Source organism: Streptomyces sp. NPDC088817, from assembly GCF_044750345.1.
Classification (GTDB): Bacteria; Actinomycetota; Actinomycetes; order Streptomycetales; family Streptomycetaceae; genus Streptomyces.
In genome coordinates, this window is sequence record NZ_JBIVJN010000013.1 from 68362 (window position 1) to 80985 (window position 12624).

14 protein-coding genes are annotated in these 12624 nt (G+C 71.9%); 1 reads left to right on the forward strand and 13 read right to left on the reverse strand.

Annotated features, from left to right (window positions below; all coding sequences use genetic code 11):
* Positions 1-86: 86 nt before the first annotated feature.
* The 5 genes from ACIP4X_RS23475 to rpsB form a co-directional block, all read right to left on the reverse strand.
* Entirely contained in the window at positions 87-1274 is a 1188-nt protein-coding gene (locus tag ACIP4X_RS23475; RefSeq protein ID WP_358734674.1) for a phosphatidate cytidylyltransferase, read from the reverse strand.
* Positions 1274-1831: a ribosome recycling factor gene (frr, locus tag ACIP4X_RS23480; RefSeq protein ID WP_100571789.1), complete on the reverse strand. Its 558-nt coding sequence runs from the start codon at positions 1829-1831 to the stop codon at positions 1274-1276. The genes ACIP4X_RS23475 and frr overlap by 1 nt, the downstream gene beginning before the upstream one ends.
* Before the next feature lie 186 nt (positions 1832-2017).
* Positions 2018-2776, reverse strand: coding sequence for a UMP kinase (gene pyrH, locus ACIP4X_RS23485; RefSeq protein WP_358734677.1), 759 nt, complete (start codon positions 2774-2776; stop codon positions 2018-2020).
* A gap of 207 nt (positions 2777-2983) precedes the next feature.
* On the reverse strand, positions 2984-3829 hold the full coding sequence (gene tsf / locus ACIP4X_RS23490; RefSeq protein WP_358734679.1) for a translation elongation factor Ts: 846 nt from the start codon (positions 3827-3829) through the stop codon (positions 2984-2986).
* Between the two features lie 159 nt (positions 3830-3988).
* On the reverse strand, positions 3989-4942 hold the full coding sequence (rpsB, locus tag ACIP4X_RS23495) for a 30S ribosomal protein S2 (protein ID WP_401350422.1): 954 nt from the start codon (positions 4940-4942) through the stop codon (positions 3989-3991).
* A gap of 291 nt (positions 4943-5233) precedes the next feature.
* On the opposite strand from rpsB, the gene ACIP4X_RS23500 reads away from it, so the two are divergent.
* Complete coding sequence (locus ACIP4X_RS23500; protein ID WP_391458326.1) at positions 5234-5911, forward strand: peptidoglycan DD-metalloendopeptidase family protein; 678 nt, start codon at positions 5234-5236, stop codon at positions 5909-5911.
* A gap of 61 nt (positions 5912-5972) precedes the next feature.
* Here the strand turns inward: ACIP4X_RS23500 and ACIP4X_RS23505 are convergent, their stop codons facing one another.
* The 8 genes from ACIP4X_RS23505 to lepB form a co-directional block, all read right to left on the reverse strand.
* Positions 5973-6530, reverse strand: coding sequence for a TetR family transcriptional regulator (locus ACIP4X_RS23505; protein WP_391458400.1), 558 nt, complete (start codon positions 6528-6530; stop codon positions 5973-5975).
* A gap of 75 nt (positions 6531-6605) precedes the next feature.
* Positions 6606-7448 carry an RNA polymerase sigma factor WhiG gene (gene whiG / locus ACIP4X_RS23510; protein ID WP_100571722.1) on the reverse strand — a complete coding sequence of 281 codons (843 nt, stop codon included), beginning with the start codon at positions 7446-7448 and terminating at the stop codon, positions 6606-6608.
* A gap of 262 nt (positions 7449-7710) precedes the next feature.
* The gene (gene dprA, locus ACIP4X_RS23515; protein WP_358734683.1) at positions 7711-8871 is read right to left on the reverse strand and encodes a DNA-processing protein DprA; all 1161 of its coding nucleotides are present in this window, start codon (positions 8869-8871) and stop codon (positions 7711-7713) included.
* Entirely contained in the window at positions 8868-10493 is a 1626-nt protein-coding gene (locus ACIP4X_RS23520; RefSeq protein WP_358734685.1) for a YifB family Mg chelatase-like AAA ATPase, read from the reverse strand. The genes dprA and ACIP4X_RS23520 overlap by 4 nt, the downstream gene beginning before the upstream one ends.
* The gene (locus tag ACIP4X_RS23525) at positions 10493-10855 is read right to left on the reverse strand and encodes a YraN family protein (protein WP_358734687.1); all 363 of its coding nucleotides are present in this window, start codon (positions 10853-10855) and stop codon (positions 10493-10495) included. Before ACIP4X_RS23525 ends, ACIP4X_RS23520 begins: the two co-directional genes overlap by 1 nt.
* A gap of 88 nt (positions 10856-10943) precedes the next feature.
* A complete protein-coding gene (locus ACIP4X_RS23530; protein WP_003965949.1) occupies positions 10944-11252 on the reverse strand; it encodes a DUF2469 domain-containing protein in 309 nt (102 codons plus the stop codon).
* Between the two features lie 56 nt (positions 11253-11308).
* The gene (locus ACIP4X_RS23535) at positions 11309-11839 is read right to left on the reverse strand and encodes an NUDIX hydrolase (RefSeq protein ID WP_358734689.1); all 531 of its coding nucleotides are present in this window, start codon (positions 11837-11839) and stop codon (positions 11309-11311) included.
* On the reverse strand, positions 11829-12605 hold the full coding sequence (lepB, locus tag ACIP4X_RS23540) for a signal peptidase I (protein WP_391458322.1): 777 nt from the start codon (positions 12603-12605) through the stop codon (positions 11829-11831). The genes ACIP4X_RS23535 and lepB overlap by 11 nt, the downstream gene beginning before the upstream one ends.
* Positions 12606-12624 lie beyond the last annotated feature (19 nt).

Below are 12624 nucleotides of genomic sequence, written 5' to 3' on the forward strand. Positions count from 1 at the left end.
AGAACGGCATCGAGCCCCCACCCGGTCCGGGTGGGGGCTCGATGGTTGGCCGTGGGATCAGGCGGAGCCGACGACTGGCCGTGGGATCAGGCGGAGCCGACGAAGAGGACCAGCAGGAGCCAGGCCACCGGCGCCGTGGGCAGCAGGGAGTCCAGGCGGTCCATGATGCCCCCGTGGCCCGGGAGCAGCGTGCCCATGTCCTTGATCCCCAGGTCCCGCTTGATCATGGACTCGCCGAGGTCGCCGAGGGTGGCGGTGGCGGCGACCGCGAGGCCGAGCAGCAGGCCCTGCCACCAGACGCCGTCGTCGATCAGGAACTGCATGCACAGCGCGCCCGCCACCATCGCGAAGGCCACCGCTCCGAACAGGCCCTCGCGGGTCTTGCCCGGGCTGATGCGTGGGGCGAGCTTGTGCCGGCCGAAGCGCCAGCCGACGGCGTACGCGCCCGTGTCGCTGACGACCGTGAGCAGGAGGAAGGTCAGCACGCGGCGCGGACCGTCGTCCGCGGTCAGCATCATCGCGACGAACGTGGCCAGGAACGGCACGTAGAACGCCGCGAAGACGCCGGCCGTGACGTCCTTGAGGTAGCCCTCCGGCGGTTCCGTCATACGCCAGACCAGGACCGCGAGCGCCGTCAGCGCCATCGCCACCCAGGCGCCCTCGGCACCCCGGACGTACCCGGCGACGACCATCGCCGCGCCGCCGACCGCCAGCGGCACGAGCGGCGCCTTGATGCCCTTGCGCTCCGCGAGCCGGCTGGTGAGCTCCCACAGGCCCACCACGACCGCGATCGCGACGACGCCCACGAAGACGGCCTTCACGACGAACAGCGACACGACGATCACCGCGCCGAGCCCGAGGCCGACGCCTATGGCGGCGCCCAGGTCACGGCCCGCGTTCTTCTTCTGCGGCGCGGGCGCCGGCTGCGGGGCGTCGTGCATGGGCTCCGGATTCTGCGACGCCGTCCCGTGGAAGGACGGTGTCTGCGGCGTGTCGTGGGGCCACGGCTGCGGCGCTCGGTGCGGCTGCTGCGGCGTGTCGCGAAACGAGGCGCCGCCCGGCTGGGCGGCACCCCGGTCGTCATCCTGGTTTCCGCCGTGAGCGGGCGCGTCGGGCACGACGGGCATGGGGCGGGTCCGCTGGGCGTCATGCGCATCGTACGCGGCACCCGCCGGAGCGGCCCCCGGGACGGATCCCCCCTGATGGGCGGATGGCCCGTCCACGGGTCCCCGGTACCCGGCCTGCCGCGGCGCTCCCCAGGAAGTGTCGTCCATCAGACTTCGAGCAGCTCCGCTTCCTTGTGCTTCAGCAGCTCGTCCACCTGCGCCACGTACTTCGCGGTGGTGTCGTCGAGCTCCTTCTCCGCACGACGGCCCTCGTCCTCGCCGACCTCGCCGTCCTTGATCAGCTTGTCGATGGCGTCCTTGGCCTTGCGGCGCACGGAGCGGATGGACACCTTGGCGTCCTCGCCCTTGCCCTTGGCGACCTTGATGTAGTCGCGGCGGCGCTCCTCGGTCAGCTCGGGGAACACCACGCGGATGATGTTGCCGTCGTTGCTCGGGTTGACGCCCAGGTCGGAGTCGCGGATCGCCTGCTCGATGTTGCGCAGCGCCGTCTTGTCGAACGGGGTCACGACGGCCATGCGCGGCTCCGGCACGGAGAACGAGGCCAGCTGGTTGATCGGCGTCGGCGCGCCGTAGTAATCGGCCACGATCTTGTTGAACATCGCCGGGTGCGCACGGCCGGTGCGGATCGCGGCGAAGTCCTCCTTGGCGACCACGACGGCCTTCTCCATCTTCTCCTCGGCCTCGAGGAGGGTCTCTTCGATCACCACTTGCTCCTGCGTGTCTTGAGTAGGCCCGGCTGCGGCTCCCTGTCGGGACCGGCGGCCGGCTCGTCGCGTTCTTCCTGCACGGTTCCCGACCGGCAGGACATTGTCCATCCTCCGGCCGGAGTCCGTCCTGTCCGTCGCCCGGACAGGTCTCTTTCCGGCGACCCGCGGTACGGGGCCCGCCGGTCAGTCCCGGCTGCCCTGGTCACCCACCAGCGTGCCGATCTTCTCACCCTTGACGGCGCGGGCGATATTGCCCTCCTTCAGGAGCTCGAAGACGACGATCGCGAGCTTGTTGTCCCGGCACAGCGTGATCGCCGTCGCGTCGGCGACCTTCAGGTCCCGCGTGATGACCTCGCCGTAGCCGAGGGAGTCGAACTTCACGGCGTCCGGGTTGGCCTTCGGGTCGGAGTCGTAAACCCCGTCCACGCCGTTCTTGCCCATGAGCAGCGCCTCGGCGTCGATCTCCAGGGCGCGCTGGGCGGCGGTGGTGTCGGTGGAGAAGTACGGCATGCCCATACCGGCGCCGAAGATGACCACGCGGCCCTTCTCCAGGTGGCGCACGGCGCGCAGCGGGATGTACGGCTCGGCGACCTGACCCATGGTGATGGCGGTCTGGACCCGGCTGTCGATGCCTTCCTTCTCCAGGAAGTCCTGCAGGGCGAGGCAGTTCATCACGGTGCCGAGCATGCCCATGTAGTCCGAGCGGGCGCGGTCCATGCCGCGCTGCTGGAGTTCGGCGCCGCGGAAGAAGTTGCCGCCGCCGATCACGACCGCGATCTGCGCTCCGTCGCGTACGACGGCCGCGATCTCACGGGCGATGGCGTGCACCACGTCCGGGTCGACTCCCAGGCCCCCGCCGCCGGAGAAGGCCTCTCCGGACAGCTTCAGCAGAAACCGGCCGGGTACTTTGCCGTCGTCGCTCTTCTGGGCCTTGGTGGTCATGAGATCCCGCCTCTGTTACGTGGTGCACATGCGAAGAAGGCCATTGCCGGTGGGGCGTGATTCGCATCCCATGCAGCGGCAATGGCCTCCTTGTCAGATCTGCTGCCGTCCGTCACGCGCGCGTGTGTGGCTGCACACGCGCGCGACGTGGACGACTGCTGTCGACCCTATCGGGGTCGGGGGTCCGTCGCGGTACGGACCGTGGACTCAGATGCCGACCTTGATGCGCGTGAAGCGCTTCAGGGTGACACCGGCCTCGTCCAGAACCTTCTGGACCGACTTCTTGTTGTCCAGGGCGTAGGGCTGGCCGAGCAGCGTCGCGTCCTTGAAGAAGCCGTTGAGACGACCCTCGACGATCTTGGCGATCGCGGCCTCGGGCTTGCCCTCGGCGCGGGTGGTCTCCTCGGCGACACGGCGCTCGGACTCGACGATGTCGGCCGGCACGTCCTCCTTGGCGAGGTACTTCGGCGCGAAGGCGGCGATGTGCTGGGCGATGCCCTTGGCGACCGCAGCGCTCTCATCGGTCTGCTTGTCGAGCTCGACGAGGACACCGATCTGCGGGGGCAGGTCGGGCATCGTGCGGTGCATGTACGCGACCACGAAGCCGTCGGAGAACTGCGCGAAGCGGTCCAGGACGATCTTCTCGCCGAGGTTGGCGTTGGCCTCGTCCACGAACGCCTGGACGGTCTTGCCGGCCTCGATCTCGGAGGCGAGCAGGGCCTCGAGGTCGGCCGGGGCGGACTTGGCGACGTGCTCGGCGATCGCGCGGGCGGCGGCCTGGAACTTCTCGCCCTTGGCGACGAAGTCCGTCTCGCACTTCAGCTCGACGAGGACACCGGAGGAGTTGTCGTCGGCGATGATCGAGACCACGGCGCCGTTCTCGGCGGAGCGGCCCTCGCGCTTGGCGACGCCCTTCTGGCCCTTGATACGGAGCGCCTCGACGGCCTTCTCGACGTTGCCCTCGGCCTCGTCCAGCGCCTTCTTGCAGTCCATCATGCCGGCGCCGGTGAGCTCACGGAGCTTCTTGACGTCAGCGGCGGTGTAGTTCGCCATGAGTCTGTGAATCTTTCTCGAAGTCTGGAGGATCGAAGATCTGCACGGGTCTGCGGTCTACATGTAGATGCAGGTTCCCGACTCGGTGCTGACCTACGGGTGAACGGCGGGAGCGGACTTCATGTCGCCGCTCCCGCCGTCAACGCTGGCGCTGACGGGTCAGGCCTGCTCGCCCTCGGCGGCCGGCGCCTCGGCAGCGGCAGGGGCCTCCGTGGCGGGAGCCTCCGCAGCCGGGGCCTCCGCGGCCGGGGTCTCAGCAGCCGGGGCCTCCGCGGCCGGGGTCTCAGCAGCCGGGGCCTCCGCGGCCGGGGTCTCAGCAGCCGGGGTCTCCTCGGCCTTCTTCTCGCCCTCGAGCAGGTCGCGCTCCCACTCGGCGAGCGGCTCGCCCGCGGCCTTCTCGCCCTTGCCCTCGGTGGCGACGCCGGAACGGGCGATGAGGCCCTCGGCGACGGCGTCAGCGATCACGCGGGTGAGCAGGGTGACGGAGCGGATCGCGTCGTCGTTGCCCGGGATCTTGTAGTCGACCTCGTCGGGGTCGCAGTTGGTGTCGAGGATGGCGACGACCGGGATGTTGAGCTTCCGGGCCTCGCCGACCGCGATGTGCTCCTTCTTGGTGTCCACGATCCAGACGGCGCTGGGCACCTTCTGCATCTCGCGGATACCGCCGAGGGTCTTCTCCAGCTTGGCCTTCTCGCGGGAGAGGACCAGGAGCTCCTTCTTGGTCAGACCGGAGGCCGCGACGTCCTCGAAGTCGATCTGCTCGAGCTCCTTCAGGCGCTGCAGGCGCTTGTAGACGGTCGAGAAGTTGGTGAGCATGCCGCCCAGCCAGCGCTGGTTGACGTAGGGCATGCCGACGCGGGTGGCCTGCTCGGCGATGGCCTCCTGCGCCTGCTTCTTCGTACCGACGAACATCACCGTGCCGCCGTGGGCGACGGTCTCCTTGACGAACTCGTAGGCGCGGTCGATGTACGACAGCGACTGGAGCAGGTCGATGATGTAGATGCCGTTGCGCTCGGTGAAGATGAAGCGCTTCATCTTCGGGTTCCAGCGACGGGTCTGGTGACCGAAGTGGACGCCGCTCTCCAGCAGCTCCCGCATCGTGACGACGGCCATGGCCGTATCTCCTTGAGTTTCTCGGTTGTGCCGCGGATGCCGGACGGCTTCCGCGCCTGACGCCCGCGGCGCGCCGTGCCACGAAGGACCGAGGGGCGCTGACACCGGCCGTTGCCGGTCCGGGTGTCGGGGCGTGCGAAGTCGACCCGGTGACCCGGGTCGCCACCAGAAGTGTACGGGACCCGCGGGGCCCCGGGTGACGCCGCTGTCCACAATGCGTGAGTCGTCCACAGGTTGACGGTCGCCGACGGCGGGGTGCGGGACGGTGGGCGCATGTTTCGGATGCGTGCGATGCGATGGACGGGCGCCGGCGTCCGGCGGCGTCTTCTGCGTCGGCGGGAGGCGGCGCCGGCGACCTCGGTGGCGCTGATGGCGTCGCCGACGCTGATGGCCTCGGTGCTCCTGATGACGCTCACGGCCTCGGCGACACCGGCGGGCTCGGTGACGCCGACGGGCTCGGCGACGCGGACGGCCTGGGCGGACGCCGGCCCTGCCGCGCCGGGGGATCCGCCGGTGCCCGCCGTGGGCCGGGTGTGGCCGGTGGGGGTGCGACCCGGGGTGCTGCGCGGCTGGGATCCACCGGCGACGGTCTACGGGCCCGGACACCGGGGCGTGGACCTGGGAGCGCCGCCGGGTGCTCAGGTCCGGGCGGTGGCGGCGGGGCGGGTGTTCTTCGCGGGCCCGGTGGCCGGCCGGGGCGTGGTGTCGATCGAGCTGACGGGCACCGGAGAACCACCGCTTCGGACGACGTACGAGCCGGTGACGGCGTCGGTGAAGCAGGGCGACGAGGTGGCGGCGGGCGCGGTCGTCGGGACGGTCGAGGCGACGGGCCGGCATTGCGAAGGCCCGTGCGTCCACTGGGGCCTCCTGCGCGGCACGACCTACCTGAACCCGCTCCTCCTGCTCCCCCCATGGCTCCTGAACGGACCGACGAGACTGCTCCCGGTCCTGGGGGTGCCACTGCCCTAGAGAGCCCCAGTGTCCCGGCCCAGCTCACGGAGGGCGGTGGCAGTGGCGCCTCGCCGCGGTGTCAGCCGCAGACGCCGTGCAGGGCCATGGCGACCGCGGCCTCGGCGATGGACGCCGGATCCTCCGCGGCGCCCAGCTCGATGCGCCGCACCGCCGCGTCCACCACGCCCTGAAGCAGCATCGCCGCCAGCCGCGGCTGCTCGTGGCCCAGCTCGCCGAGCGCCTCCACGATCATGGCGACGAGCCCGCCGTGGGCGGCCCGGATCTTCTCCCGGGCGCCCGCGTCCAGCTCGCTCGCCGAGATCGCCACGACGGCCCGGTGCCGCCGGTCGCCGACCAGCTCCAGCTGCTTGCGCACATACGCCTCGACCTTGGCCGCGGGCCCGTCGAGGGAGGCCATCGCGGCCTCGACCTCAGCGGCCCACACCGGGAAGTCGGCCTCGCACAGCTCCTCGACCACGGCGGCCCGCGACCGGAAATACTCGTACACCGACGACCGCGCGAGCCCCGTCCGCTCCGCCAGGGCCGGGAAGGTCAGCGCCTCCGTACCGCCCTCGGACAGCAGGGTCCTCGCCGCGTCCAGCAGGGCGGCTCGCTGCATCGACCGGTGCTCGGCCACGGAGGCCGCTCGAATCCTTGGCACGTCAACCACTTTACGGACGTGCCACCCGGACCGGGAGTGACTCCGGCCGGGTCAGCGGCCGAAGCTCGCCAGCTTCGCCCGCAGCTGGAGCACCGATTTGGTGTGGATCTGGCTGACCCGGCTCTCGGTCACACCGAGCACATGGCCGATCTCGGCGAGCGTGAGGCCCTCGTAGTAGTAGAGCATCACGACGGTCTTCTCCCGCTCGGGCAGCGTGTTGATCGCCCGGGCCAGGAACGTGCGCAGTTCCCGGTCCTCGGCCACCTCCACCGGGTTGTCGGCGGCGGTGTCCTCCAGCGTGTCCATCAGGCTCAGCCGGTCGCCGCCCTCGCCGCCCACATGCAGCAGCTCCTCCAGCGCCACCACGTTGGCCAGCGACAACTGGCTGAAAACAGCATGGAGTTCGTCGACCGCGATGCCCATCTCCGCGGCCACCTCGACCTCCGTCGGGGTACGCCGCAACCGGGCCTCCAGGGTCGCGTACGCCCGCTCCACGTTCCGCGCCTTCTGCCGCACCGAGCGGGGGATCCAGTCCAGCGCCCGCAGCTCGTCGATCATCGCGCCCCGGATCCGGGTGATCGCGTAGGTCTCGAACTTGATCTCGCGCTCGATGTCGAACTTCTCGATCGCGTCGATGAGCCCGAAGACCCCGGAGGAGACGAAATCGGCCTGCTCCACATTGGGCGGCAGGCCGACGCTCACCCGGCCCGCCACGTACTTCACCAGCGGCGAGTAGTGCAGGATCAGCTGCTCCCGCAACCGGTCGTCCCCCGTCGCCTTGTACGACCGCCACAGTTCCTCGAGCGTCGAGGGAGCGGGCGGCCGCACGCTGCCACCGTCGCGGGCGGCTGGGGGGATCGCCGCCCGGTCGGGCCCGGAGGTGTGCTGGGGCATTAGTCGCCTTGTGTCGTTCTGCCGTGGAATGCGGGCATCCGAGTGAGCTGTCGGTCTGGAGGGTGTCTGCGGTCCGAACCACGTGAGCGTAGCGTGACTGAAGTGTCGCGGTGTGCGAAGGGCGGGGCGCGAAGCGTGCGCAGATTCGTTCCGCGATGCGCCCCGCCGGGTCATGCCTGTCACCCTCGGTGACCGTCACGACGTCCAACTGCGGGAATCACCCCTGGCGTCGGGCCTCCCCCGGGCGGCCGAACACGCTCGGTCAGCACCGCTCGCGGCCCTCCCGGGCCGAGATCAGCGCCTGGCGTGTCAACTTCCATCCCTCGCCATGTCGTTCGACGTAACCCAGTGACAGGAGTTCGTACAGTTTCGCGATCGCGTCGTCCGTGGTCGTCCGGGCATCGCGGGCGATCTCGTCCGGCGTCGCCCCGCCGCGCGCCGGCAACGCGGCCAGAACCTGCCGCGCGTCCGGTTCCAGCAGGTCGCGCGGGAGTACGGGACCGCGCCGGTCCGGGGCGAGTTCCCCCATGTCGCCGACGAGTTCGACGACTTCCGCGGCGTCGGTGACCAGCACCGCCCCGCCGCGCAGGAGTTCGTGGACACCGGCGGAGAGCGCGCTGGTGGCCGGGCCGGGCACCCCCATGGTGTGCCGTCCCAGCCGCAGGGCCGCCCGCGCGGTGACCAGCGATCCGCTGCGGTGGGCGGCCTCCACGACCACGGTGCCCCGGGTGAGCGCCGCGATCACCCGGTTGCGGACGATGAACCGGCTCGGCGTCGGGTGGTCACCGGGCGGCAGTTCGCCGACCACCAGTCCCTGCTGCGCGATCCTGCTGATCAACTCGGTGTGCCCGCGCGGATAGGGCCGGTCGACGCCGCAGGCCAGTACGGCGACGGTGGCGCCGCCCGCGGCGAGCGCGCCGCGGTGGGCGGCGCCGTCGACTCCGTAGGCGCCACCGGAGACCACGACCCAGCCCTGCTCCGCGAGGCCGGCGGCGAGGGCCGCGGCCATGTGGGCGCCGTACTGGGTGCAGGCGCGGGCGCCGACGACCGCGACCGAGCGCAGCACCCATATGCGCAGGCTCGGCCGGCCACGCACCCACAGTCCCGTGGGCCGCGCGTCGCCGAGGTCGTCGAGCTGTGCCGGCCACTCGGTGTCCCCGGGGCGCACGAACCGCACCCCGGCCTCCCGCGCCGCGGCGAGGTCCCGTCCGGGCTCGGCCCGTGCCGCCCGGGCGCACAGCCCCGCCCACCGCTTGTCCGACACCCCGGCGAGCCGCGGGGCGCCGTCACGCAGCCGCCGGGCCACCTCCACCGCCCCGAGCTCCCGCAGCCACCGGCCGCCGACCGCGTCCCCGGGCTCCAGGACCCGGCTGAGGAAGACCCGGGCGAGCAGCTCGCCGTCCGGGGGCGGGACGGTGTTCACGCCGGCGCCCCGATGGCCATGGGCACGCCCCGGGGCACTCCGGTGCGCAGTTGCAGCGCCAGGGCGACGTCCGACGCGTCGGGCCGGTCGTGGCCGGCGAGGTCCGCGACCGTCCAGGCGACCCGCAGGACACGGTCGAGTCCGCGCGCGGTGAGGCTGCCCCGCTCCAGACCGCGCTCGGCCTCGTCCATGGCGCCGGCCGCCGCCTGCCAGCGGCTGCGCAGCTCGCGGCCGGGCACCTCGCTGTTGGTCCGCCACGGCGTGCCCGCCAGCCGGGCCGCCGCGCGTTCCCTGGCGGCCCGCACCCGGTCGGCCACCGCCGCCGTGGCCTCGCCCCCGGCGTCGCGCCGGGCGAGTTCGGAGCGGGTGACCGGGTCGACCTCGACCCGCAGGTCGACCCGGTCGAGCAGCGGCCCGGACAGTCTGGCCTGGTAGCGGCGGACCGCCGAGGGCGGGCACTCGCACAGGGTGTCCCGCAGCGAGAACCGTCCGCAGGGGCAGGGGTTGGCCGCGAGCACCATCAGGAACTTCGCCGGGTACCGCACCACCCCGGCGCTGCGGGCGATCACCACATGGCCCGCCTCCAGCGGCTGGCGCAGGGCGTCGAGCGCGTGGCTGCTGAACTCGGGGGTCTCGTCCAGAAAGAGCACGCCTCGGTGGGCCAGCGACACGGCCCCCGGCCTGGCGACGCCCGGGCCGCCGCCGACGAGGGCCTGCATGGTGGCCGAGTGGTGCGGGGCGCAGTAAGGGGCGAGGTCGATCAGCGGTCTGCCCGGCGGCAGGAGTCCGGCCACCGAGTGGATCGCCGTCACCTCCAGGGACTCCTCCCGGGGGAGGCGGGGCAGCAGGGCGGGCAGCCGCTCGGCGAGCATGGTCTTGCCCGCGCCCGGCGGTCCTTCGAGGAACAGGTGGTGCGCCCCGGCAGCGGCGACCTCCACCGCCGTACGGGCCGAGACCTGGCCGACGACGTCGGCGAGGTCGTGTCCCTGGTCCTGCTGGGCGGCGCCCACGCTGTGCATTCCGGCGGCCGCGCCCGTGCCGGGCAGGCGCAGGCCCGCGAGGAGCGGGTCCGGTCGCCCCTGCTCGTCCGGGTCCTCCTCGGGCACCGGCTCGTCGGTCAGCACCGCGATCAGCTGCCGCAGGCTTCGGACGCCGAGGACGGAGACGCCGGGCACCAGCGCGGCCTCGGCGGCGGCGCACTCGGGCACGACCATCTGCTCGTACCCGGAGTCGGCGGCGGCCAGCACCGCCGGCAGGATGCCCCTGACGGGGCGCACCCGCCCGTCCAGGCCGAGCTCCCCGATCATCACGATGTCGGCGAGCACCCGGGGGTCGATCCGCTCGGCGGCGCCGAGCACCGCGCAGGCCACGGCCAGGTCGAAGCCGCTGCCGGCCTTGGGCACCGAGGCCGGGCTGAGTCCGACCGTGAGCTTCTTCTGCGGCCACTCGCCACCGGAGTTGACCACCGCGGCCCGCACCCGGTCCCGGCTCTCGGTCAGGCTCTTGTCCGGCAGGCCCACCAGGGTGAAGGCGGCGACGCCCGGTTCCAGGTCGGCCTGGACCTCGACGACCACGCCCTCGACACCGACGAGGGCCACGGAGCACGTACGCGCGAAGCCCATCAGGCGGCCCCCCGTACGTGCTCGACCACGGGGGCGCCGCGCCGGGGCAGCACGACGCCGACCAGGTCGATGCGGACGCCTCCCGGCGGCGCCCCGCCGTGGGACTGGATCCAGCGTTCCGCGAGGCCGCGCAGCCGCTCGGCCTTCTCCGGTGTCACCGCGGCCATCGGGTGCTCGAAGAGCCCCACCCGGCGGGTCTTCACCTCGCAGACGACCAGGACGTCGCCGTCCCGGGCCACGATGTCGATCTCACCGGTCCTGCCGCAGCGCCAGTTGCGCTCCAGGACCGTCATGCCGGTCTGTGTCAGCCGCCGGGCCGCCAGGCCCTCTCCGTACCTGCCGAGCGCGCTCCGTGCGTTCATGTCGGCACCACCTCCGGCGCCCACGGTCACGCATCCGGCCCCATGGAGTGGATCTTGGTGGGCTACTCACCGGTTGTGGACAACGCCGTCACCCTCCCGGCAGCTCCAGATCGCTCTTGTTCAGCTCCTCGATGTTCACGTCCTTGAACGTGAGGACGCGCACCTGCTTCACGAACCGGGCCGGCCGGTACATGTCCCACACCCAGGCGTCGGCCATCGACACCTCGAAGAACACCTCACCCTGCACCGAGTGGACCTGCATCTCGTAGTCGTTGGTGAGGTAGAAGCGCCGCTCGGTCTCGATCACGTATTTGAACAGACCGACGACATCGCGGTACTCCCGGTAGAGCTTGAGCTCCATCTCGGTCTCGTACTTCTCGAGGTCCTCGGCGCTCATGGCATGTTCCCCTTCAGCCGTGCGATCCCACCATTGTGCGCCAGTCCCACGAGGCCCTAGACGATTTCGGTGTCGAGGGTCACGGGCCCGGCCGGGGGACCTTCGTCGAGCAGTGTGCGCAGCAGCTCGGCGAGTCTGGTCGGATACACCGTCTCATGTGCCCGGATCAGTTCCTGACACGTCCACCAGCGCGCTCCGGCGACGCTGCGCCGCTCCAGCTCCGTCAGGGCCGTGGCCTCGACCGCCGTCCGGTCCGTACGGGCCAGGTAGTACCACTCGTCCTGGTTCCAGCGTCGGCCCGCGAACGGGAACGAGCACGTCCGGCGCCACAGCACCGGACCGAGTTCGACCCCGGTGATGCCGGTCTCCTCGGCGAGTTCCCGCAGGGCGGCCTCCTCGCGCGTCTCGGCGCCCTCCAGGCCGCCGCCCGGGGTGAACCACCAGTCGTCGGCCGGGTCGTCCGGCTCGTGGCCGTGCAGCAGCAGGATGCGGTCCTCGGGGTCGAGCAGGACCACCCGTGCGACCTTGCGCAGCCCTCCGCGGTGGCCGTCCGTGTTCCCGGCGCCCCCGGCGTCCTCAGCGAGCACCGGCCGGCTCCGTCCGGGTGCGGGCGCGCGAGCCGCCCAGCCGCGCCGCGATCGGGCCGTAGGCGCCCCCGGCGAGGACCAGGACGGCGCCCGCCACGATCATCGTGGTGATCGTGCGCAGCGGTCCCGGCTGGGAGAGGGCACCGAGCGCCTCGAAGCCGGTGGGGCGCTCCAGCAGGCCCTTCATGGGCCAGACGACGGCGTCGACCCGGGCGTCCACGGCGTCGCGGGAGACAGTGCCCGCGGCCGCGTCGGTGAGGTGGGCGGTGGAGTCCAGGGAGCCGTGGCGTTCGTCGCCGAGCAGGAACAGCCGGCCCTTGGGCACCTTCACGGTCGGGAAGCCGCCGGCCTCGGCGACGTCGCCCTTCAGGTACGGCTCGTCGACCTGCTTGCCGTTGACGGTCAGCCTGCCCTTCTCGCAGCAGGAGACGGTGTCGCCGCCGACGGCGACCACGCGTTTGATCACGGCGGAGTTCTGCACCCAGTTCCTGTCGTGGAAGACGACCACGTCACCGCGGTGCACCTGGCCGCCGTCGACCCGCTGGGCCAGCACCCGGTCGCCGATGCCGATCGTCGGCTCCATCGAGCCGGTGGGCACGGTGTACGGGCGGTAGATCACCACCGCCCACGCGAATCCCGCGAGGAACAGCACCAGCCCCACGGCCACGGCCAGCCCGGACAACCGCTGTCCGGCTCTGCCGCCCACCGGGGTCCTGCCTGTGCCGCCGCTGCGCGGGTCCGTACGTGTCGCGCTCTCACCACCCATGGACCCGCACCCTACCGGT

Excerpts from the sequence above, each read along its gene's own strand:
- ACIP4X_RS23475 (WP_358734674.1), bottom strand. The coding sequence starts at position 1,274 with ATGGACGACACTTCCTGGGGAGCGCCGCGGCAGGCCGGGTACCGGGGA.
- pyrH (WP_358734677.1), bottom strand. The coding sequence starts at position 2,776 with ATGACCACCAAGGCCCAGAAGAGCGACGACGGCAAAGTACCCGGCCGG.
- tsf (WP_358734679.1), bottom strand. The coding sequence starts at position 3,829 with ATGGCGAACTACACCGCCGCTGACGTCAAGAAGCTCCGTGAGCTCACC.
- rpsB (WP_401350422.1), bottom strand. The coding sequence starts at position 4,942 with ATGGCCGTCGTCACGATGCGGGAGCTGCTGGAGAGCGGCGTCCACTTC.
- ACIP4X_RS23500 (WP_391458326.1), top strand. The coding sequence starts at position 5,234 with ATGCGATGGACGGGCGCCGGCGTCCGGCGGCGTCTTCTGCGTCGGCGG.
- whiG (WP_100571722.1), bottom strand. The coding sequence starts at position 7,448 with ATGCCCCAGCACACCTCCGGGCCCGACCGGGCGGCGATCCCCCCAGCC.
- ACIP4X_RS23520 (WP_358734685.1), bottom strand. The coding sequence starts at position 10,493 with ATGGGCTTCGCGCGTACGTGCTCCGTGGCCCTCGTCGGTGTCGAGGGC.
- ACIP4X_RS23525 (WP_358734687.1), bottom strand. The coding sequence starts at position 10,855 with ATGAACGCACGGAGCGCGCTCGGCAGGTACGGAGAGGGCCTGGCGGCC.
- ACIP4X_RS23530 (WP_003965949.1), bottom strand. The coding sequence starts at position 11,252 with ATGAGCGCCGAGGACCTCGAGAAGTACGAGACCGAGATGGAGCTCAAG.
- lepB (WP_391458322.1), bottom strand. The coding sequence starts at position 12,605 with ATGGGTGGTGAGAGCGCGACACGTACGGACCCGCGCAGCGGCGGCACA.